This is a genomic window from Acidobacteriota bacterium (assembly GCA_016700075.1).
Lineage (GTDB): Bacteria > Acidobacteriota > Blastocatellia > Pyrinomonadales > Pyrinomonadaceae > OLB17.
Genome location: CP065000.1, coordinates 1,963,571 through 1,986,420 on the forward strand (window position 1 = coordinate 1,963,571; position 22,850 = coordinate 1,986,420).

Sequence of the window (22,850 nt, forward strand, 5' to 3'; positions counted from 1 at the left end):
GCTACTTTTCGATCTGGGGCTCGAGTAGTACGACATCACGAGTTTCTCTGCCGCGGACAAAGGCGAATTGGCCGCCATCCTTTGAAAAAGCGAAGTTATACAGCCGTTCGCTTGGCACGCCCTCCATTGGTATCGCGGTTTCGCTGTCTAGCGGCTGGATCCAGTATCCGGCATTTAGATCTCGAAAGACGATCGATCGCCCGTCCGGGGTCCATCGAGCTCCCATAAAATGAGTGGCGTCCGGAGGTATACCAAACCGATACAAGATCTGATGCGTGTCGGTGGACAGGATAATTGTTTGACGCCTTTCGGTTATTTCTGCTATCGAGATCAGCCTGCCGTCCGGAGACGCACTTGGCCAGAAAACCTCACCTTTGTAGATCGACTCCGGGTCGCCGCCGTCGATCGAGACTCTGGCAAGCTCTCTCGACCCGTCTATAATGGAGATGTAATAGACCCATTTTCCATCGCCCGAGACCGTTGGTTGAAACCCTTGGCCGCCGAATGTCAGTTGCTTGATGTTTGACCCGTCAATATCCATCCGCCATATATCAAAGCCATCTTCACCGCCGCGATTCGAATGAAACAACACATAACGCCCGTCATTGGTTACCGTCAAAACACTGTCGATCTTTCCCGGTGCTGTTAGAGGGCGATGATCGGAACCGTCCGGGTTTATGCGGGCCAAAAACTGGCTTTGTGTGTCCGATGTCGTATAGATGAGCCGTCCGTCCGGGGACCAATCCAGGCCCCAGAGCCCGTCGTATTTGCCAAAAGAACCGTCCGTTATCTGTACGGCTGACTTTAGATCGCTGATGGGGGCGACCCAGATGTTTGTGACCTGACGATGTTCCACGGCCAACAATTTTTCCCCATCCGACGATATGCTCAATGATTCGCCTGAGTCGTTGTGCCACGATGCACCATAGTTGCTCCTATCCGTCGTGATCCTGCTCAGTTCGCCATTGGGCAGGGCTACGTTCCAGAGGTGATATTGAGGAACGGACGACTGTTCATTTTTCTCACGAGCCGTAACGATTATGCTGTTACCTTCGCGGCCCCATATCGTCGTTGCGATCTCACTGAGGCCGGGAACCAAAATGGAGCGAATATCTAAACCATCCACAGAAACAGTGACTAGCTCGTATCCGATTTTTGTCGACGATGCTATTCGGCTAAATGCCAGCTTTTTGCCGTCCGGCGACCACGATATTGTTCCCGGAATCGTCGATACACCGGACGTTACCGATGTTACGACCTCAGTCTCAGACCCGTTGAGGCCGGTGATCATTATATCGATGGAACCTTCGTCTGTATTTCGTGTCGTGTATGCGACCCTTTCGCCGTCGGGTGAGATCGAGAATCGCCCGACACCTGTCATTATCTGTGACCGCGGACCGCCGGAGGCCGGTATCTTGTATAACGTGCTCTTAGAATTTCTGTCTTCGACCGTCGAAAAATAGATACTTTCTGAGTTCGGTGAGAACGTAAGCCCGCGAAACTGGATCTGTGCCGGCTCTAATAGCTGCAAATGATTGCCGCCTGCGACGTAGCCAAGCCATAAGCTCTTTTTCCCTAGATCGTCGATCGTATAGACGAACATCTTTCCATCAGGCGACAATGCGGCTCTGCCGACCTTGCCATTTGTGGTTAGCTGTCTAACTTTGTGTTTTGAAAAGCCGCCCGCAGCCGTAGATCCGCCGAATAATAGAGCCCTAAACGCATATCCGCCGGCAAAGATCGTGACCAACATTAGAGCTGCGGCCGCGAGCCCGATCTGTCGCATAGGTCGGCGGCGACCTTCAAGATAGTTGGACGGCGATGCTGACCTATCGTCCACATAACTCACATCTTCTTCAATATGTTCCTCGACGATGACCGTCGAGCGTGTGTGACTTTCGATCACCAATTCTGTGTCGTCGATTGCCGGGGCGACATCAGCTACAAAACCATATCCCGTGCCCGGTACAGTAATGATGAAACTCGATGCGTCAATATTGTCACCGAGGGCTTTTCGGATGGCGGATATTTGTACGGAAAGATTGTTTTCCTCGACGAATTGACCTGGCCAAACGCGTTCGAAAAGCTCGTCTTTTGATAGGACCGCACCGTGTCTTTCGATCAAAACAATCAGCAGATCCACGGCTCGCGAACTCAACGGCACCTGTTCACCGCTTTTTAGTAGCCGTCGGCGAACCGTATCGAGCTCAAATTCTCCAAATATAAACCGTGTCTGCTCAATCATTTAGCTTGTCCATACAGACAATTAGGAACTTTTAGGCTGCCGTTAAGGACATTTAGCGCCACTGCGTCGAATAATCCCATTACTGGCAACCGTGGGCTTTCTTTTAAGCGTTATCACTAAAAAGATATCAGATTTGTCGAATTCTAATCAAGATTTTTTCGGATTGAAGAAACAATGAAGAGCATTTCAAAAAGGCAACTTCGAATCGTGATCGAAACCGAAACAACGACCGTCATCCGAAGCCGGCAATGCTCGGTCGATACGGTAGTTGGACAAAACGAAGGGCAGGAACACGCCCCTCAGAAAAGTTTCGCCGAACCGTCAAGCGCTATCTCGGCGTTGGATGAAATAACTGCCGTGGATACTATCGCCATTGAATAATGGCGATGTGCCGCGGCAGGACAGCTTCTAAAAAGTGTCGTTGCCTACGCCCCAAGTTCGGTCATTGTTAGATCAACGCTGAGACGGCATGTTGATCCGTTCTTGAGGTTGATGCTCACGTCCTTATGTTCAGCGATTCAGAGCGTGAGATCAGAGAATAGAGTATTTAGTGAGGAAAAGAACCATGAAATATAGAAAGTACGGCACTATGGGAACAGCAGCGGTCATTACATTGGTCCTTGGGGTTTTGTTATTCACCTCTGTGAAGCAAGTATCGGCCGATCGGGCGGTAGCGATCGGAAACGGCCCATCCGGCTCTCAGTGTTCCACAATATTCTTCGGAAGCGGGCGTGATTATCTAGACAGGGATCTCGTAAGGATGAATCCAGATGGTACGGGTAAAGTTGGCCTCCTTCCAGAAGGGATGTTTGCGTTTTTTGAAGACTTCAGTCCCGACGGACGAACAGTATTATTCAAAAGGCAATATGATGGGTCCGGCTATGGAGATCTATATCTTGTGAATTCGGACGGATCGAACCTGCGCCAACTAACAAATGTTGGCAGAGATAGCGATGCGTCTTTCAGCCCGGACGGCAGCAAGGTCCTTTTTGCCAGAGAAAGTTCGACAACTCTATATGATAAGGGCTTCTGGACTATCAACACTGACGGTAGTGAACTGACACAGATCGCGTCCGATGCTCCGCAACGTAACCCCATTTTTTCCCCTAGCGGAAACAGAATATATTTTGTGCGCTCGATCTGGCTAGATAATATTTACCTTAGTACTGAGATCTTCTCAATGAATCCTAGCGGAACGGGGGTGACCCAATTGACCCAGAATTTGTTGCATCGAGGCAACGAATTTCTAGCTTTCAACCACAATGGCTCAAAGTTGGTATTTGTTAACAGTGACCAGTATGACACGGAGTCGACGCTTGAGATCATGAATCCGGACGGCACCGGACGAACAACTCTTCACGATGCTCCCGGACGGTTGCTCCTTTTTCCGCGATTCAGCCCTGATGGCAATACAATAGTTGTTTCCGGAGGGCCTTACGCTATTAAAGGCGGCTTTAGCGAAAGAGATATACACCTGATAAACATCGACGGTACAAATTTCCGTACACTAGTTGACGAAGAACCGGGGTTTTTTTCGTATAGTCCACTGTTCAGCCTGGATGGAACTAAGATCTTCTTCAACTCAACCAGGGATGTTGAGCCGGGGAGTCAAAGATCTCAGGTGTACAGAATCGCTATTGATGGATCGGGACTTACTAATATAAGTAATTTTCACAGTCCATTAGCAGTTGATCATTTCGAAGGCGTAGTGTTTGCCGACTGGGACGGCGACGGTGTTGGCGACTCGTGTGATAACTGCCGACTTGTCGAAAACCCGGATCAGATCGATACGGACGGCGACGGTTTGGGTGACGCGTGTGACCCGGACGACGATAACGACGGCATACTGGACGAGGATGATAACTGCCCGCTTGTTTACAATCCGGATCAGGCCGATATAGATGGCGACGGCATTGGCGACGCCTGTGACCCTGATAATGACAACGACGGTGTCGAAGATGAATTTGATAATTGTCGCTTGACGTACAACCCCTACCGCGTGGCTTTTGCATCGGGCCGGATCTTGGGCAGAAGCGAGATCTACACGATGAACACGGACGGAACGGGTCTGATAAGATTTGTCAGCGCATCCGTCAGCCAGAACCCCAGTTACGATCGCACCGGCAGCAAGATCGTATTTTCTTCGAACAGGTTAAACAGCCGATACGAAATATATTCGATCAATGCGAGCGGCCTGGGCGGAGCAACTCGGCTGACAAATCGCGTCGGAGGTGCACACACCCCATCGTTCAGCCCGGACGGAACAAAGATCACCTTTAGAGCTTCATGGGACGACGGCACGAACAACATTTATACGATGAATGCCGACGGCACCAACCAACTCAAGATCACCGAGAACGAGAATAGTTTTAGCGGCATTGCCTTTAACCCCGTTTATAACCACAACGGTTCAAGAATAATGTTTGATAGCCAACGTGGCGTGATCGGCGCGGGCTCATGGGATATATACACCGTCGCTCCTGACGGTTCGGACGAGATTCGTCTGACAAATGCAGATGGGCAAGATCATCAGGCAAAGTATAGTCGCGATGGGGGCAAGATAGTCTTCATATCTGACCGCGATGGGCTTGGCCAAAATGGCGAGATCTACATAATGAATGCCAATGGATCGGAACAGACCCGGATAACAAACTCGACCGCGACTGAATCAAATCCTGCGTTTAGCGCCGACGGTCGAAGCATCGTGTTTACGGCTAACTACGGCGGCGATCTCGAGCTTTATCAGATGAATATCGACGGGACAGGCCTTGTTCAGTTGACCGATACGACCGGCACGAATTCACAGCCGTCGATGGCGCCGCAATTGGATTCTGATGGCGATGGTCTCGGCAACGCCTGCGATAATTGCCCGTTCGTCGCAAATCCCGACCAACTCGATTCAGACAAAGACGGCGCCGGTGACGCGTGCGACAATTGTATCGATATCCCAAACCCCGATCAGCTCGACTCCGATAGCGACGGTTTCGGAAACGATTGCGACAATTGCATGTTTGTCGCAAATCCCGACCAGCTCGATACCGACGCGGACGGTGTCGGTGATGCATGCGACAATTGCCCACTTATCGCAAATCCTGATCAGCAGGACTCTGATTTTGATGGCATTGGCGATGCCTGCGACCCTTCGTTCGATATCTACACTTTTGAGGGCGAGGATTCATTCGTCGCTACGAGCGACGCCATCGTCACATTTTCCAACGTCACAAAAGGCGGTATTACCTCGTTTGTAACGATCGACGGTTCGGGCGAAACACTGCCGACAGGGTTTACGCTTTGCCCGGACTGTCCGGCATATGACATTACGACCACCGCCGAATACACTCCGCCGGTCACAGTTTGTTTTGCGGTACCTCCGACAGTGAGCGACCCGATCTATGTCGCGTTACGGCTCTTGCACGGCGAAGACGGTGTTTACGTTGACCGAACAACCCATCGTTTTACTGATAAATTCGGAACCCGATTCGTATGCGGTGTAGTGAATTCGCTCTCACCGTTCCTGCTTGCTTCAACGCTGATCCCGACTTCGGCAGGCGTCTCAGTAAGCGGACGAATTACAACGATATCCGGATCTGCGATACGGGGTGTCTCCGTCACATTAGCTGACCCTGAAGGCAACAAACGCCGGACCGTGACCGGGTCGTTCGGATATTACACCTTCGATAATGTCGAAACCGGCAGGAACTACGTGATCTCCGTCAACGACCGACGCTATCGATTCGCCCAACCGTCACGAATGATCTCGGTGTTCGATGAACTTACGGACGTGGATTTCATCGCGATCGAATAGCTGCGGGCTCACATGGACAGTCATCGCAGATAGGTACAGAGCAGCTCCTATATGATCGTCGTTACGATCTCGCGGATCGAGCGCTGCAGGTCGCGGTCGTCGGTGATGGGCGAGACGATGGCGACTTCAGCGGCGTCGATGGGCGAGATGCCTTTGGCGATCATCTGGGCGGCGTAGATGAGTAGGCGGGTCGAGACGCCTTCTTCGAGGCCGTGACCGCGGAGGTTGCGGACCTTTTGGCCTATTTTTACGAGGTCTGCTGCCATTGCTTCGTCGATGCCGCCTTCTTTCGCGACGATCTTGGTTTCTGCCTCGGGCTCGGGGTAATCGAATTCCATCGCGACAAAACGCTGCCGCGTTGACTGTTTCAGGTCTTTTAGGATGGACTGATAGCCGGGATTGTACGAAACCACGAGCATGAATTCCGGCGGTGCTTCGATAATTGTGCCGCGTTTTTCTATCGGCAGTCGCCGGCGATCGTCGGTCAGCGGATGGATGATAACGACAGTATCTTTTCGTGCCTCTACGACCTCATCGAGATAGCAGATCGCACCGGCACGCACGGCAGCTGTCAGCGGCCCGTCGTGCCAGACGGTGTCGTTGCCCTCAAGCAAAAACCGTCCCACCAGATCCGTTGCTGAAAGATCTTCGTGACATGCGACGGTAATCAGCGGCCGCCCCAAACGGTGCGCCATGTACTCGACAAAACGCGTCTTTCCGCAGCCCGTCGGGCCTTTCAGCAATGCAGGCAGTTTCGCCGCGTACGCTGCCTCAAAAAGCTCGACCTCTTTCCCGATCGGCAGATAAAAAGGTTCCGTCGCAACTCTGTATTGCTCGACCGCAGTTTCCATACGAGAAAATTATAGAAAGATATAACCACAGATGCACACAAATAAACACGGATAGAAAAAATATCCGTGTGTATCTGCATTCATCTGTCGATTGTGGTCAGGCTCGGAACTTCGACCAGTCGCCGGTTATGGCGAGAGTGACGCCGGCGAGCTGGACGTTGACGAACATTGTCCTGCCGTCGGGCGAGAAGACCGAGCCGCAGAATTCGCTGCGTGGAAATTCCTTGCTTATATTCTGAGCAAAGTCTGCCACCTTGCCATCCTCTGTAAGAATGCGAAGGTAATTTATCGATTGCTGGCCGGCATAATCGCTGTCCTCGCAGATCATTATACGGCGGCTTTTCGGCATCAGGCAGATGTTGTCCGGCATATGGAGTACTTTCTGGTCCGGCGATTCGAATACAAGCGCCAGAACGCCGGTGTCGCGGCCCGTCGGCTGATACGACCATATTTGGCCGCCTTTTTTATCGCCGCCGCTGGTCGCGGTGAAATAGACAATGCCGCGTGCGTCGATATCGCAGCCTTCCAGCCGTGCAAAGGTACAGCCGCCTTTGTCGAAGCCTTCTTTGTGGACAACGTTCGGCTCAAGGTCGGCCTCTTCGGGATCAGGCTTGTCGATATTTACCCAATATGTCTCAAGCCGTTTGCCGACGCTCTGTCCCGTGCGTGTGTCAAACTGCGGCTTGCCCTTGACCGCGAGCATCTGCAGCTTGCCGCCTTCCGCGAGTTTTCCTTTCTTATTCGGCAAATATCGGTAAAGCCCCGATGTCGCGTAATCTTCTGTTTGATAAACGATACCGGTCTTGCGGTCAACGGCGACCGCTTCATGTTCGAAACGCCCCATCGCTTTTAACGGAACCGGAACGACCTCGCCGTTAGCTGCCGCAGGAACTTCGAAACAATAGCCGTGCGGTTTCGCAAAGCCGCCGCGTTTTTGTCCGCGGGCGGTCGTGCGTATGGCCGCACCGAGCGTGGTTTCCTCGCAGGTGATCCAGCTTCCCCACGGCGTCGGGCCGCCGGCGCAGTTGGTCGATGTTCCCGACAGGCTGACAAAATCGCGAATTACGATATTGGTCTTTGGATCGATCACGAGTGTCGTCGTGCCGCCGCCAGCTCCTTCGTCGTAATGATTCTTTGATCCGATGCCGGCACCTTCACGCGGAATGTGGCCGTTCGTAACTTCGTGATTTCGCACGATCCGGAGTTCGCGGCCGACGCGAAACGCCCACTGGCCGTCGTGCAGCAAAGGCGTCGGACGGCCGTCGGACATCTTTTCTTTCATGCGTCCCAGGACGTTGTATTCAAAGCCTTTCGGCAGCGATAGGATGGTCTCGCCGGTGTTTTTAGATGCTGTCGGTACGAGTTCTCCGTAGCCGAAGGCGCGAAATTTGCTCAGGTCGCCGTCTTGCTCAAACGCCGCCACGCGCCGCATCAACCCGCTTCCGGCGAGCGCCAAACCACCCGAAAACATCGAGAGATCGTACAAAAATCTGCGTCTGTTCATCATGTATTCTTTACGCGCCGTATTCTCATAGATTACCGATTGCGGCAGCAGGTTTCAATATTTCAAAACCGATGTAAGATGGATTTAAGACGGCGGAAATATGTTCACGATCAGACAGGCGGAATCAGATACGGACATCGACGAGGTCAGAAAGATCTTTCGCGAATATGAGAAATGGCTCGGTTTTGACCTTTGTTTTCAGGGATTTGAACAGGAACTTGCCGAGCTTCCGGGTAAATACGCACAGCCCGAAGGCCGTCTTCTTATCGCGGAAACCAACGGTGAAATAGCAGGCGTTGTTGCGATGCGAAACCTCGGCGCCCGTATCTGCGAAATGAAGCGGCTCTATGTTCGCGAGATTTTTCGCGGTCAAAAAATTGGTGAAACGCTGATCTCGCGCATCATCGCGGAGGCAAAATCGGCGGGCTATTCAGCAATGCGGCTCGACACATATCCGCCGAAAATGAAAAATGCCGTGGACCTCTACAGATCGCACGGCTTTGAGGAGATCGAGCGTTATTATGACAATCCAAACTCCGGAACCCTGTTCATGGAACTAAAACTCTTTGATCAATAGGCACCAAATTGGCTGTTGATCGTTTGTCCTACTGAAATATCCCCCGAATGAGGAAAGACCTGCCTGTATGCAAAAGCATTCGCGGCCCAGATAACGGGTATTGCTAGAAATATACCGATGCAAAGTGCGAGCACCCCGATGATGGCGACAATCACCTCAAGTATTGTCAGCAGGATCAGGCCGCCCAGATTGGACATCGCTGCCGAGACGCTGAGTTTCATCGCGTCGAGCGGGCCAAGTTTGTATTCCATGGCAAGCGGCACCGCGAAAAACAGCAATATTTTCCAGATAAAACCAAAAAGCCCAAACGCGAACGCAACTCCGGCCAGAAGCCACAATTGAGTAAGGTCTCGATAAACTGACGCATCTCCCTGAAAGAACGTAGGATCAGCAGTAGGAAAGCCGCCGCCGCGGATCAGATCATTAATATCGACAATGAACTGAACCCCCTGAAATCCGATGTCGGGAATAGAAACCACAAACCCCACGACCATCAGCGGCAGGAAATGCTCGAATCCCTTGAACATCATCCCGAAATCGACAGGCTCGCCGCGCATTGACCGCAGCATCATAAAATAAATGCCGCCCATTATCGGCCCGACCAGCAGGACGTTGACGCAAGGGACGCACACCATTATCAGGATAGCTAAGAGAGAGGTTACAAGATAGATGCCGAGATTCTGCGTTACGAGATTCCAGCCGTTCGCGATACAGTCTCCCGCTTTTATTGCGCCCGAAAGATGTTGCAGCAGCACCATGAAATTAGTATCTCTAAAGAGTTGACCAAGTGAGCGTATAGGCGGGCGGGACGTTGTTCATCACGAGTGGGCTGCGGTGTTCGCTGCCGTACCGTTTCTTCAGCATATCGCGAAGCCGGACGGCAGGCGGCAAAAAGTAACCGTGAGCGTATTGGAAGATGCGGAGTTCGCAGCCTTCATCCATGAACTTCTCGATCTCGACCAGCACGCTCTCGCTAACCTCTTTCGGCAATGAGACGAACGGCAGGCAGCAGACCAGATAACGAACCTTGCCCAGGCCCGATTCCGCGTGGATCTTGTATGCTTCTGCGGCGTTGCCCTGGACGATATGCATGTCGGGAAAGGTCTTGTTTAGTTCTTTGACCAAATTCGCATCAAGTTCCAGGCCCAGATAAGAATCCTTGCTCGGTATCATATCCCGCAGGAATTTAGTGATCGCACCAGTACCTACACCTAATTCCAAAACGATGTGATGATCGTCAGGGACGATTCCCGCGAGCATCTGAGCTGCGAGATCCGGCGAGCTCGGCATTATGGCGCCGACCTTTAGCGGGTTTTTAAGAAAGGCTTGGAGGAATTTCACTTTTTCCTTCATTGGACACGTCAGGCCTTTTCGGCTATCTCCGATGCGGGTGTTTCTTTATTTGGTGTTTCCAGCCCCGTAATTTTATAATCACACTCCTCGTTTTGGCAATAGCGGATGGTACCTTCTTTTTTGGTCGTCTTTTCCAAAAGGAACGGCGCGCTGCATTGCGGGCACGATTCCGCGACCGGCTTATCCCAAAATACGGCGTCGCATTTCGGATAGTTCCCGCAGCCGTAGAAAACTTTGCCGCGGCGCGATTTCTTTACGACTATCTCGCCGCCGTCCTTTTGACACTTGACGCCTACGGTCTCGCGTTTGATGTAGTCGCACTTCGGATAATTCGAACACGAAATGAACTCACCGAATCTTCCGAAACGCCGCACCAGATTCGCACCATCGACCGGACATTGTTCGTTCAGCGGCTCGGGCGGCGGAGCGGGTTTTTGATCACCTTTCGCCAGTTTGCGAATGTTCTTGCACTCCGGATATCCGGTACAACCGTAAAAAGACCCGAACCGGCCTTTTTTCAGCACCATTTCCTTTCCGCAGAGCTCACAAGGCTCGACCTTGCTTTCTTCGGATCCCTCAGAAGCCTCGCTGCCATTTTCGTCCACGGAGCGCTTCGCCGCGACCTCGCGCGTATTCTTACATTCCGGATAGGTCGCACATGCCAGGAATTGCCCGAATCTTCCGAACTTTATGACCATGCCTGCACCGCATTTCTCGCAAATCTCGTCGGTAGGTATGGCGGTCTTCTTGATGTTCTTTATTGACTCGGCAGCGTTTTCAAGATCCTTGGCAAACTTTTCGTAAAATTCCGCGAGAGCGTCCCGCCAATCCAGCTTGCCTTCCTCGATCTCGTCCAACTCTTCTTCCATACGCGCCGTGTAGGCCGTATTGAAGATATCGTCAAAACTTGCGATCAAAAGGTCGTTGACGGTGGTGCCGAGCGGCGTCGGATGAAATTTGGCTTCGACCTTCTCGACGTATTCACGATCTTGAATGGTCGTCATGATCGCCGCATACGTCGATGGGCGGCCGATGCCTTTTTCTTCCAGAGCCTTTACCAGCGTCGCTTCCGTATAACGCGGCGGCGGTTCGGTGAAGTGCTGATTCGGCGTGATGCTGTTCAGGCGAAGTGTTTCGCCCTCTTTCACAAGCGGCAGATCGCGGCCCTCGTCGTCATCTTCGTCCGCCGGTTTTTCGTCGCGGCCTTCCTGATAGACGCGCAGGAAGCCGTCAAATTTCAGCACAGATCCCGATGCTCTGAACATAAATCGTCCGGCCTCGATCTCGATAGTGGTCTGATCGAAAACGGCGGGGGACATTTGCGATGCGACGAAACGCTGCCAGATCAGCCGGTAGAGCTTCAATTCGTCAGGCCCGAGTATGTCCGACAGGCTCTCGGGAGTCCGCGTAACATCCGTCGGCCTGATAGCCTCGTGTGCGTCCTGAGCGTCCTTTTTGGACCGGTAAATATTCGGCTTGGCCGGAAGATAGCTTTCGCCGTAATTGTTCTCAACGAAACCGCGGACATCGATCAGGGCCGCGTCGGAAACCCGCGTCGAATCCGTTCGCATATAGGTGATCAGTCCTACCGCCCCTTCAGTTCCCAGTTCGATACCCTCATAGAGCCTCTGAGCAACGGTCATTGTCCGTTTCACGGAAAACCCGAGTTTCCGAGCGGCGTCCTGCTGAAGTTTCGACGTAATGAAAGGCGGCGTCGGATTGCGCTTGCGTTCCTTTGTGGTCAGCGAAGAAACGATAAATTGTTCCTTTTCTGCCTCTGTTACGATCGCGTCGGCGTCCGCCTGCGTCTTTATATGTATCTCGTTGTCTTTAACAGCTTCATCGAACTTGCCGCCTTTGACCGTGAGATCACCGACACGGGCCAGTTTAGCGTCAAAATTCGGCGGTAACACAGCCGTTAGATTCGCGACAATTGACCAATATTCTGTCTTTTTGAATGCTTCTATCTCGCGTTCACGTTCTACCACCAGTCTGACGGCAACCGTCTGCACGCGTCCCGCAGAAAGCCTGCCTCCGATGGTCTTCCACAGGATCGGCGAAACCTTGTAGCCAACCAACCGGTCAAGTATCCTACGTGCCTGCTGAGCAAAAACAAGATTCTTATCGACCTGTTTAGGTTCCTTAAAGGCATCATTTATCGCGTTCTTGGTGATCTCGTTGAACATCACGCGAAATACCTTTTGGGTGCCTTTTTTCGGTACGATCTCTTCGGCCAAATGCTGACAGATCGCCTCGCCTTCGCGGTCGGGGTCGGCAGCAAGGTATATGGATTCGCTCTCTTTTGCGGCTTTCTTAAGGTCCGAGACGATCTTTTTATTATTGCGTTTTCGAGTATCCGGAATGACCTCGTAGTGCGGTTCGAATTTATTATCGATATCCACACCGAGGTCCTTCATCGGAAGGTCCTTGATATGCCCGATCGATGCCATTACTTTGTAATCGGCACCGAGATACTTATTTATGGTCTTTGCCTTGGCAGGCGACTCAACTATAACCAGGTTTTTACCCATCTTGATAAACGGTCAGCGTGCCGAGGCGGCGCATTGACGAATCTGACTTCTAGCACCTCGAGAGAGCCTCTGTCAATCTCAACGTGTTTTATGTGATGCGAAATTTCACCTGCCGAGCGGGAAAAGATCAGATCCGGCGAGCGTAATTTTTTCCGGGCAGCACGCGTATGAGATCCTTGATATCCAAACTCACCAACGCACTGTTCAGGTCACCGAAACCCATTCCGGTTTTTGCCAAGAGCTGGTCGATATGCGTTTCGTCATCGGCGGTCAGCGTATTCCAAACCTTCAACTCTTTCTCTGATAAACCTGCGGGTGCAAGCTGCGGCTGATCTTCTGCCGCTTCATTCTTTTTGTCAGTTGGCGGCGGCAATATGCCCGCAGCGATATCAGGCGGCATCTCAGCGACGACGTCCTGCCACTGCTGCACAAGTTTCGCACCGCTCTTAATAAGGTAATTCGTCCCGTACGAATTGCCGGATGTTATGTTGCCCGGCACGGCCATCACTTCGCGGCCCTGTTCCGCAGCGAGCCTTGCGGTTATCAACGAACCGCTGCGTTCCGATGCCTCGACGACCAGCACGCCCATGCTCGACCCGCTGATGATGCGGTTGCGAAACGGGAAATGTTCCGGCAGCGGCGGCGTCCCCAATGGAAACTGCGAAACAAGACAACCGCCGTTATCAAGGATCTCTCGCGTCAGTCCGGTATTTTCGCGTGGATATACGTTGTCGATCCCTGTGCCGATGACGGCGATCGTCCGTCCGCCGGCCGACAAAGCACCCTTGTGGGCGGCGGCGTCAATGCCGCGGGCGAGACCTGAAATTATGCAGATGCCGTGTTCGGCTAGATCCCGCGATAACATTTCGGCCGCATTCTCGCCATACGTCGAACAACGGCGCGAACCTATCACCGCAATTCCCGGCTGATCGAAACATTCCTGCCAGTTGCCTTTCACGTAAAGCACCATCGGCGGATCGGCGATCTCTCGGAGGTAGGCCGGATAACTGCCGTCATCGAGCAGAAGAATATCGCCGCCGAGCTGTTTTACCCGATCCAATTCCGTCTCGGCTGCCGAGTGACGGTCACGCTCGAGTATCGAATCGACAGATTCGCCCCGCAGTCCCGCACGCTCAAGCTCATTTCGCCGCGCATTGAAAACAGCGTCCGCCGAACCGAACGCCTCAAGCAGCCGCTTCGCCGCGAGAGGCCCGACGCCGGGTGTCATATTCAATGCGATCCAGGAGAGCATGATAGGGTTTCAAATTCGCGACAGCAGCATCGTCACCAGCATGGCCCGATCAGCGATGTCGTCAACAAGGATGTGTTCGTGAAGCGTGTGGGCACCGTCGCCCGCGATGCCGAGCCCGTCGAGCACGGGCACGCCCATAGCGGCGACGAAATTACCGTCCGAGGCGCCTCCGACCTGCGTTTCTTCTAACGCGTAATCAAATTCGGCGGCAATCGATTTCGCTTTCTCGAAAAGAGCGGCTACGGCTTCAGTCCTCTCGAGCGGCGGACGGTTGATGTCGCCAACGAATTCCAGCCGCACGCGGTCGTCAATGGGCGTCAGCCGCTTGAGCTCCTCCATGACACGCTCACCTTCGGCTATCCTCGAAAACCGCACGTCGATCTCGCACATTGCGAGGTCGGGAATGACGTTAGTTACGGCTCCGCCGTGGAACGTCGTCACGTTGACGGTCGTGCCGGCATCTTTTCGTGCAACGGCATGGATCTTTTCCAACTGCCGAGCGAGTTCCGTAACGGCGTTCGCACCTTTTTCAGGATCGAGCCCGGCGTGCGATGGAGCACCGTGTGCCGAAACGGTAAAGGTGCCCGTTCCCTTGCGGCCGGTTTTTACTTTGCCCGCGGCCGAAGGTTCAAAAACAAAACAGTTCTCCGCTTTTGCCGCCTCACTTTCGACCAGCGGCCGTCCTGTCTTGCTGCCGACCTCTTCGTCGGCGGCTAGCAGTATGTTTACCGGCCGCATCGGCCGTCGGCCGCTCTCGACGAAATACCGCAACGCCTCGAACATCAATACGATGTTCGCCTTCATGTCGAAGATCCCGCAACCGTAAAATTTCCCGTCCTCGATACGCGTCGGATTTTTCTCGTGCGTGCCTGCGGGATGCACGGTGTCCGTGTGGCCAAGAACAAGGTTCGCTTTTCCTCCGCCCGCAAACGCCCGAATGATCACGTGTTCGCCGACGCCTTCGGCGGCGTGACGATCGACAGTAAATTCCGGCGATATTCCATTTGCCTTTTCCTCCAGCCAGTCCGCTACGCGGCTGCTTGCTGCTTCGTCAAATGAAGGTGATTCGATATCGACGATCTCGCGTATCTCGTCGATGATCTGAGGCAAACGCTGTACGTATCTGTTCTGCAATTCAGCCGGCGTCATGCTTATTTCCCGAATATCGCTTCCAGCGTGTCGCCCATACGATAGCCTGCCTGGACCAATCGGCGTTCAGAAACGCTCATAGCATTTCTGCGATAATCGTCGCTCGGGAATTGGAAACGCACCAGATCCGAACGAAAAACCTCTGTTTGTGCAAGTACCAAGCTCTCGTCCTTCCATTTGGCGTAGTCGGAAAGAGCGAGGCCCGCTTTCATCGATTCAAAGGGATAACGCGAGATCATAGCATTCGCGACATGGCGGACGTAATCGCCTTCGCAAAGCCCGAAATTGAAAGGGATGTTGCGCGGAACAATGGAATCCCAAAACCAATGCAGATTCTGCTGGTCCGCACGAGGTGTGCCTTCCGGTGATATGAGAAACGTGTTCGCTCCGAGATCTCCGTTCGGCTCGCGTTCCGTTACTCGGCTCGACGTGTGCAGCGGTTGGTGTATGTCGCCGCCGATGTGCAGGAACCACGCCAGGGCGATCGACTTTTCGCGGTCGCTGACGGTTGTGTCGCGCATTGCTTTTTCAAATTCGCCCAATTTGTCGATCGCCAGCCCGTCGGGTCTCTTGTCGGCTATCAGCTCGATCTTCTCGTTTACTTTTCGCCAAAAAACAGACGTATAGTGCCATTCACCCTTGTGATATTTCTCAAAACGCACCGGAAACGAACGGTCGCGGACAATATCTGCCCAAGTTGGCACAAGCATGAAATAATCAAGCTGCTTGTCGGCATCGGTGCGGGCACCATATAGCTGGTAATAGACCGACAGATGCGAATCTTCCGGTGCCGCCCGCAGTATGCGGATGACGTTCTCTCTTGCCTTTGGCGACATCCGCTGCCACGCAACATATCCCGTGATCTTGTGGCCGACGTCGTCCCACGCAAATGTTCCTACTGTGCCCGCCAAAAGCAGCAACACCAACAAAATTGCTCTCTTCATAAATCTTTGTCCGTTTGAATCCTTTTAATTGATATTAGCGAAAACACCAACAGAGGCAAAGAGGTCTGTTAAAAAGTGCGGTAAGCAAACTTTTTTTGTACCTCGAACATCTTAAACCGTGCAAGACTTTCCCCGTTTCTCGTTCCTAGGTTGGAGAGGCCCGAAAGACAGGGGGGAAACAGAAATGAAAGCAGTTCAAAAAGTTTTGCAACAAAGTTTGACAAGTAAGCGTATAACTGGTAGAAATAGCAGTTCGCCCGGAAGGCCGATAGGTATTCTAGGCACGCTTTTCGGTTGCTGGCACAGGGTGCTCAGCCGTCCGTTTTCGGATGAAACAGGCTCGTATCGTGTATGTATAGATTGCGGTGCGAGAAAGTTATTTGATACAACAAGCTTCAAAACATTGGGGAACTTTTACTTCACCCCATAGGTGCCGTTCGACCTAAACTGAACGTATTCATAAATACCCTCAATTATACCTACCAAATAGACCTACCGGGTGCGGCTTTTCAAAAACGAGTCGCACCCTTTTCTCTTTTTATTCCTGAATGATCAAATATGCGTCAAAGACCCAACCGGTCTTGTCGCCATATCGTGCCATACACCAATTGCCTTTCTTGCCGCCTGCCTTTCCGGTGTCAATGCACATTCCGATAGTGATGGTCTCGCCGTGAGGAATTTTCGCGATCCTTTGGCCGATATCGGAATTTGGCAGCGAACGCAGTGCGAGAAAGCCGTCATTGGGTGAATTGACGGTCGCGGGCCGCGGATCCAAAAGGTCTATGGGCAGATCTACGTTGTATTCGTCGGGTCCGGTCTTTTGTTCTTCGATCTGCTTTTGAAGATTAGCGATCTCGTCCTGAAGTTGTTTGTTGGGGTCCTTTTTTGCGGCCGGCGGCGAGGATGGTGGATGCGGCCTAGGCTCTTCTTTCACGGTCATTGATCCGGCGTAAAAATAAAAGAAGGCTGCGACCCCGACACCGGCAACGACCAGGAAAAGAAACCCTGCGACGACCAGCCCTATCAACAGTTTTACCACTCCGGAACCTCCTTTTTTCTGTGGCGGCGGAGCGATCGACGGCGTTTGAAACTGTGTGGGACGCGGAGGTGTGGACGACGTGTCCGGTTGAAACATAACAACCGTTTCCTCCGAATCAGAAGCCGATGATATTCCGGCGTTCTCCAACAACGTTCCGTCGTTCAGACAAAAGTTTAGGTTAGGATCGGCGTAGTCGGCACCGCAGGAAGGGCATCTTTTCATAACTCGTTTTATAGAGCAGATGTGCAATTAATGCAAATAAATCCCGTTTTGGCAGAGGCGTTTGTTATCACTGCAGCAAATATGTTTGAATTAACGCCAAACCTGAAAGGAGAAACCCAATGGAAAGCGAAGCAACAAATATCTCTGCGGGAGCCAAATGGGGAGGACTGGCTCTTAGCATAATTCCCTCTCTGATGCTGACATTGAGCGGCGTGATGAAATTCGTTCAGCCCACCGGCTTTGAAGAAGGCCTGGCCTTAATGGGTTATCGAGCGGACCAAATGTATGCCCTTGGAGTTGTCGAACTGCTCTGCGTCGCGATCTACTGGATACCACGCACCTCGGTCGTCGGGGCTATATTGTTGACAGGTTATATGGGCGGAGCCATCGCCACGCATTATCGCGTCGGTGATCTGTTCATCATCCAGGTTCTTATCGGCATGGCGTTCTGGGGAGGGCTTTACCTACGAAACGAGCGTCTACGAGAACTAATACCATTCAAAAGGAGTTGGTGATGTCAAAATACGTCGATGTTTACCTTCTTCCGATCAAGGAAGAAAATATCGCTGAATACAAGAAGATCGCCTCAAAAGCAGGAAAGGTCTTCATGAAGAACGGGGCTATTCGCTACCGGGAATATGTCGCGTCGGATTTGACAAACGAATTCTGCGTTCCATTTCCAAAGCAGATAAAGCTCAAACCGGGCGAGACACTTGTTTATGCTGCTGTCGAATTCAAAAGCGAGGCACACCGTAACAAGGTGATGAAAAAGCTCTACAACGACCCCGAAATGGAAGCCTCGATGCCGGGTGAACTGCCGTTCGACTGCAAGCGTATGGTTTACGGCGGATTCAAAATACTGGTCGACCTTTAATGGCAGAAAAAGATCCAAGCAACGGTAATTCCAGATTCGACAGAACCATCGTCGAGGGGCCGCTGGGCCGATCCGTCTGGAAGATCGCATGGCCGACCATGCTCACAAATGTCATCGCCGGTCTGCAGGGCCTGGTAGACCACATCGTTGTAGGAAACGTCATCGGTTTCAAAGCAAATGCTGCCATCGGCGTGAGCTGGCAGATATTCCTTGTCGTCATCGTTTTTATCTCGTCGCTTTTCAGCGGAATGAGTGTGCTGGTAGCTCGCTATACGGGCGCCGGCGATGAATTAAAGGTCGATCGGACCGTATATCAGGCGTTCCTGACCGCGATATTGTTGTCCGTCGGCGTATTGGCTCCGATAGGATATTTCGCATCGCCGTTCCTGCTGGATCTGGTCAATGCAGAGGCTGGCGTCAAAGCAGAAGCACTTCCGTACCTCAGGATAACTTTCATTTTTAGTCTCGGACTGCTGATCTATTTCATGCTCAGCGGAGCACTCCGCTCCGCGGGCGACGCCAAGACGCCGATGATCCTTGGCGTTGTGATGACGATACTCAATCTAGTCCTGAATATTGTCTTCATACGCGGACTCGGACCGATACCGTCATTTGGCACCGCGGGTGCAGCGATCGGGACATCGGTCGCTACGTTCATTGTCGGGTCATACGCGATGTGGAGGCTCTTTTTCGGCGGATGGGTAGTTCGATTTCCAAAAGGAATGAGTTATAAGCCCGACCTGAAGATAATCCGCAATATCTTCCGTTTTGGCCTGCCGACCGGATTTCAAGGCGTCGCAATGAATGTCGGCGGCGTGCTGATACTCGCATTCATAGGCTCGCTCGCCGAGAGCGCCGCTGCACAGGCCGCATTTGCGGTCTCATACACCCAGCTTTTCTCATTGATCACATGGACCTCGGTCGGACTGATGGGAGCGGCGGCAGCCGTCGCCGGGCAGAATCTCGGCGCCGGAAAGCCCGAAAGGGCGATGGCGGGCGTACACACTGCGGCAAAATTCGGCCTTGCTGTCGCTGCATTTATCGGGATCTTCTTCTTTCTCTTTCCGCGGGAATTGCTCGGCCTCTTTGGTATGCAGGAACCCGCAGTTTTGGAAATTGGCACGCAGCTGCTTCGGGTCTTGAGCGTTTCCGGCCTTTTCATTGCAACAGCGTTGACCTATACCGGCGGCCTTCAGGGAACCGGCGATACGAAAAGCCCTCTTTATATTTCTCTGATCTCGCAGGTCGCTGTGCCGTTGGGTATATGTTCGGTCATCAGCATGTTCTCAACGCTTGAGGCGATGCACATTTGGCTCGCCATCTTGACCGGACACATATTCCGATGCGTGTTAAGTATGCTCCGTTTTCACCAAGGAAAATGGCGGTCTATCGAAATTGAGATCGATAAGACCGCCGCTTGAGCTTGTTGCACTGAGTGTTTTTTCTCAGATGCGAAGAGGCATGACAACGTATCTGTAGTCGAAATTGGTTTCGCCGGCTATGCGGAACTGCGTCTGTGTATTTGAATCCTTGAATTCCAGCGTCAATTTCATCGGAGGTGCGGTTTCGCGGACACGGACCTTGTCGCCGTCAGTTTCTTTTACGGCATCGTCATCGTCCTGTGCCTCGGCGGCTATCATCTCAAGCGAGCCGACATTGTTCAGCAATTCAAGAAGATATTTGCAGTTGAAACCGATCTCAGTCTCGTCACCTTTATAATCCGCCTGCACTGTTTCGACGCCCTCGCCTTCTTCAGCGGATCTTGCGGTAACCTCGACCTCGCCTTCACGGATCTTCATACGCATAGCATTGTTGCGGTCATCAGCCACGAGTGAAACCCGATAAACGGATGAACGCATTTCCGCCAGATCGAACGTTACGGCCTTGTCGCTGTCGTGGGGCATGACCATCTCATAATTCGGAAATGTCCCCGTCAATTTTCGTGTGATAAGGAGCCTTCCCTCTGTCTCAAAATAGATGTGATTGATATCCTCGCCGAAAGCGATCTCGTCAGCGGTCCGCGTTAACTTCAGCAATTCCTGTAAAGCCTTGCGGGGAACCAGCGTGTCCATCGACCAGTCGCCTGTATCGAGCTGCTTTTCGACGAACGCCAAACGATGTCCGTCGGTAGTTACCATTCTGGCCGCTCCATCGCCGACCATGAATTTTGCCCCTGACAGCGTGAACCGCGAAACCTCGGTCGTGATCGCGAACTGAGTATTCCTGATGAAATAGGCAAATATCTCCGCCGGCAGTTTCATCGGCGTGCTCTTGAACTGAGGTATCTCGGGATACTGATCCTTGCCAACGCCGGCGAGTTTAAAGCTGCCCCGCCCGGCTTTCAGCGTGACCCAATCGTTGTCTTCGCGTTTAAAATGCAGCACACCTGAATCCATCGCCCGTGCGATGTCAAATATCTTCCTCGCAGGCAGACAAACGGCGCCCGGCTGAATGATCTCCGCTTCGGCATCGCAGCGAATGGTGCAGTCCAGGTCGGTTCCGACGATGCGTATTTCTTTCTCACCGAGCGACTCGATCAGAATATTTGAAAGCACAGGTATGGTCGCCCTTCGGTCGACGACGCCCTGAATGTAGCTGAGTTCTTCCTTGAGAACACTTTGTTCGATCTTAAATTCCATGGCTTACCTCATTCGCTTTTTCTACAGTAACTGTTCTAAGACCTAATTATAAAACAGATACAGTATTAGGTGCTGTGGAAACCGAGGAAAACGGCAAAACCTCAATGATTTCAAGCACTTTTCTTTCCACAGTTGCTTGTGGAAAACTTGTGGATAAGAGTTTTTCTGTGAAAAACGCTTTCCCGCTTTCAGTATTCCACAGACTTCCACAGACGGGAACGGTCCTGACAAGTGGAAATGTGGAAAATTTCATCTCAAATAACTAAAAACAAACAACTTAGAAGATTATCGACGTATTGAGCGTTGTGGATTTTTCCGCAGCGGTCAAATTGGCGAATTCCCGTTAACTAATTGCAAATACTATCGATTAGCTCAGTTAGTTCCCTGTGGAAATTCCGATCCTCGCGTGCCAGCGAATCTATCTTGTCCACCGAGTGCATTACCGTCGTATGATGCTTGCCGCCGAAGGCCTTTCCGATCTCGGGAAAGCTGTGCTGGGTCAGCCGTTTGCACATATACATAGCGATCTGCCGCGGCATTGCAATGGCCCTGGCGTTGCTCTTTGAGAGCAGTTCATCGACAGACATATCGTAATGCGACGCGACCGTTCTGGTTATCCTGTCAATTGTTACGCCTGCAACCCGCTCGCTTTCGAGAATATTTTTCATAGACTCGCGAGCAAGAGCTTTGCTGATCGGTACGCCTTTCAGTGAGGCAATGGCGATCAGGCGTACAAGTGAACCCTCGAGTTCTCTGACGTTGCTCTTTACGCGGCCTGCTATGTACATCGCGATGTCGTCGTCAAGTTTTATGCCGTCCATTTCCGCCTTTCTGCGCAGAATAGCGACCTTGGTCTCAAGGTCCGGCGGCGACAGGTCGGCTATCAGACCCCACTGAAATCTCGAGTGCATACGCTCTTCGAGAGACGGGATCTCGCCGGGGGCAGTGTCGCATGTCACTACGATCTGCTTTTGAGCGTTGTGGAGAGCGTTGAATGTATGAAAAAACTCTTCCTGCGTTCGCTCTTTCCCCGCAAAGAACTGGACATCGTCCATCAGCAATACGTCAACGGAACGATACTTGTCGCGAAACGCCGGCGTCTTGTTGAATCTGATCGCGTTTATGAGTTCATTCATGAAGAGCTCTGACGTTATATACGCTACCTTCAAGAACGGAAAGTTCTGTTTGATGCTGTGACCGATCGCATGCATCAGATGAGTTTTTCCGAGCCCCGATCCGCCATAGACGAAAAGCGGATTGTATGCCGTTCCCGGTTTTGCTGCCACGGCGAGAGCCGCAGCGTGTGCGAACTGATTGCTCGAACCGACAACGAACTTGTCGAAAGAGTATTTTGGGTTGAGTGAATCCTCGACCGCCTCGATCTCGATAAAATGCGATAGGGCCCCGTCGCTCACAACAGAGACGGGAGTTCCTTTTGGCCGAAAGAGAATTTCCGGCTCGTCAGTATCGACCGTTGCACCGAAGTCAAGGTCGATCTGGGTCTCTCCGGCAGTTTCCCAAATGAGCGACACCTCCGATCCGTGCAGATCGGACAGTGTATTTTCCAATAGGTCTTTGTAGTAACTCGTTATCCAGTCCGTTATGACCGGATCGGCTGCAAGAGTGGCAGTTCCGTTCTCCTCGTCAAAGGATTCCATTCGGATACGGGCGAACCAATTCGAATAGACCTCCTCGCCGACAGATGCCTTTAGTGTCTGAAGTGTCTTGTCCCAGATCGTAGATTTTTGAGCAGTATGGATCAAAATAGGATCACCAATATTCTAAAATTTTCCGGGCGAAACAGTTCGCCTTATCGGGCTAGTGTTTAAGCGGAATCGGGTCCGCTCAATATTTCGAGAATCGGC

17 protein-coding genes and 5 pseudogenes are annotated in these 22,850 nt (G+C 52.2%); 10 read left to right on the top strand and 12 right to left on the bottom strand.

What is annotated here, in order from left to right; genetic code table 11:
• Position 1: 1 nt before the first annotated feature.
• Positions 2–2,245 (bottom strand): PD40 domain-containing protein, encoded by a 2,244-nt coding sequence (locus IPM50_08790; protein ID QQS31783.1) that lies wholly within the window; start codon positions 2,243–2,245, stop codon positions 2–4.
• 174 nt (positions 2,246–2,419) lie between these two features.
• On the opposite strand from IPM50_08790, the gene IPM50_08795 reads away from it, so the two are divergent.
• From IPM50_08795 to IPM50_08820, 6 genes and pseudogenes are all read left to right on the top strand, one after another.
• Positions 2,420–2,626 (top strand): hypothetical protein, encoded by a 207-nt coding sequence (locus IPM50_08795; protein ID QQS31784.1) that lies wholly within the window; start codon positions 2,420–2,422, stop codon positions 2,624–2,626.
• 1,165 nt (positions 2,627–3,791) lie between these two features.
• Positions 3,792–4,238, top strand: a pseudogene (locus IPM50_08800) (thrombospondin type 3 repeat-containing protein).
• Between the two features lie 54 nt (positions 4,239–4,292).
• A pseudogene (locus IPM50_08805) lies at positions 4,293–4,559 on the top strand (PD40 domain-containing protein).
• A gap of 3 nt (positions 4,560–4,562) precedes the next feature.
• A pseudogene (locus IPM50_08810) lies at positions 4,563–4,859 on the top strand (PD40 domain-containing protein).
• A pseudogene (locus IPM50_08815) lies at positions 4,860–4,988 on the top strand (PD40 domain-containing protein).
• A 3-nt stretch (positions 4,989–4,991) separates the two neighbouring features.
• Positions 4,992–5,384: pseudogene (locus tag IPM50_08820) on the top strand (thrombospondin type 3 repeat-containing protein).
• 713 nt (positions 5,385–6,097) lie between these two features.
• Here the strand turns inward: IPM50_08820 and IPM50_08825 are convergent.
• Together IPM50_08825 and IPM50_08830 are read right to left on the bottom strand one after the other, a co-directional pair.
• Positions 6,098–6,901: a CbbQ/NirQ/NorQ/GpvN family protein gene (locus IPM50_08825; protein ID QQS31785.1), complete on the bottom strand. Its 804-nt coding sequence runs from the start codon at positions 6,899–6,901 to the stop codon at positions 6,098–6,100.
• A 97-nt stretch (positions 6,902–6,998) separates the two neighbouring features.
• Positions 6,999–8,405, bottom strand: a complete 1,407-nt coding sequence (locus IPM50_08830; protein QQS31786.1) for a DUF839 domain-containing protein — start codon at positions 8,403–8,405, stop codon at positions 6,999–7,001.
• 100 nt (positions 8,406–8,505) lie between these two features.
• Here IPM50_08830 and IPM50_08835 point away from each other — a divergent pair, with 100 nt between their 5' ends.
• Positions 8,506–8,982: a GNAT family N-acetyltransferase gene (locus IPM50_08835; GenBank protein ID QQS31787.1), complete on the top strand. Its 477-nt coding sequence runs from the start codon at positions 8,506–8,508 to the stop codon at positions 8,980–8,982.
• Here the strand turns inward: IPM50_08835 and IPM50_08840 are convergent.
• The 7 genes from IPM50_08840 to IPM50_08870 form a co-directional block, all read right to left on the bottom strand.
• Positions 8,976–9,740 (bottom strand): hypothetical protein, encoded by a 765-nt coding sequence (locus IPM50_08840; protein ID QQS31788.1) that lies wholly within the window; start codon positions 9,738–9,740, stop codon positions 8,976–8,978. The genes IPM50_08835 and IPM50_08840 overlap by 7 nt on opposite strands.
• Positions 9,741–9,753: 13 nt before the next feature.
• Positions 9,754–10,335, bottom strand: coding sequence for a hypothetical protein (locus tag IPM50_08845; protein QQS31789.1), 582 nt, complete (start codon positions 10,333–10,335; stop codon positions 9,754–9,756).
• Positions 10,336–10,343: 8 nt separating this feature from the next.
• Positions 10,344–12,866, bottom strand: a complete 2,523-nt coding sequence (gene topA / locus IPM50_08850) for a type I DNA topoisomerase (GenBank protein ID QQS31790.1) — start codon at positions 12,864–12,866, stop codon at positions 10,344–10,346.
• Between the two features lie 127 nt (positions 12,867–12,993).
• Positions 12,994–14,118 (bottom strand): DNA-protecting protein DprA, encoded by a 1,125-nt coding sequence (gene dprA / locus IPM50_08855; GenBank protein ID QQS31791.1) that lies wholly within the window; start codon positions 14,116–14,118, stop codon positions 12,994–12,996.
• A gap of 9 nt (positions 14,119–14,127) precedes the next feature.
• A complete protein-coding gene (locus IPM50_08860; GenBank protein QQS31792.1) occupies positions 14,128–15,267 on the bottom strand; it encodes a M20 family metallopeptidase in 1,140 nt (379 codons plus the stop codon).
• Between the two features lie 2 nt (positions 15,268–15,269).
• Complete coding sequence (locus IPM50_08865; protein QQS31793.1) at positions 15,270–16,211, bottom strand: S1/P1 nuclease; 942 nt, start codon at positions 16,209–16,211, stop codon at positions 15,270–15,272.
• Between the two features lie 538 nt (positions 16,212–16,749).
• Positions 16,750–17,472: a hypothetical protein gene (locus tag IPM50_08870; GenBank protein ID QQS31794.1), complete on the bottom strand. Its 723-nt coding sequence runs from the start codon at positions 17,470–17,472 to the stop codon at positions 16,750–16,752.
• A 119-nt stretch (positions 17,473–17,591) separates the two neighbouring features.
• Between IPM50_08870 and IPM50_08875 the strand changes: the two genes are divergently transcribed.
• From IPM50_08875 to IPM50_08885, 3 genes are read left to right on the top strand one after another with little or no spacing between them, the layout of a single operon-like run.
• Positions 17,592–17,987 (top strand): DoxX family protein, encoded by a 396-nt coding sequence (locus IPM50_08875; GenBank protein ID QQS31795.1) that lies wholly within the window; start codon positions 17,592–17,594, stop codon positions 17,985–17,987.
• Positions 17,987–18,346, top strand: coding sequence for a DUF1428 domain-containing protein (locus IPM50_08880; protein ID QQS31796.1), 360 nt, complete (start codon positions 17,987–17,989; stop codon positions 18,344–18,346). Before IPM50_08875 ends, IPM50_08880 begins: the two co-directional genes overlap by 1 nt.
• Positions 18,346–19,767 (top strand): MATE family efflux transporter, encoded by a 1,422-nt coding sequence (locus tag IPM50_08885; GenBank protein ID QQS31797.1) that lies wholly within the window; start codon positions 18,346–18,348, stop codon positions 19,765–19,767. Before IPM50_08880 ends, IPM50_08885 begins: the two co-directional genes overlap by 1 nt.
• 24 nt (positions 19,768–19,791) lie before the next feature.
• Here the strand turns inward: IPM50_08885 and dnaN are convergent, their stop codons facing one another.
• Positions 19,792–20,985, bottom strand: coding sequence for a DNA polymerase III subunit beta (gene dnaN / locus IPM50_08890; protein ID QQS31798.1), 1,194 nt, complete (start codon positions 20,983–20,985; stop codon positions 19,792–19,794).
• 347 nt (positions 20,986–21,332) lie between these two features.
• Positions 21,333–22,748 (bottom strand): chromosomal replication initiator protein DnaA, encoded by a 1,416-nt coding sequence (gene dnaA / locus IPM50_08895; GenBank protein QQS31799.1) that lies wholly within the window; start codon positions 22,746–22,748, stop codon positions 21,333–21,335.
• Between the last annotated feature and the right edge of the window lie 102 nt (positions 22,749–22,850).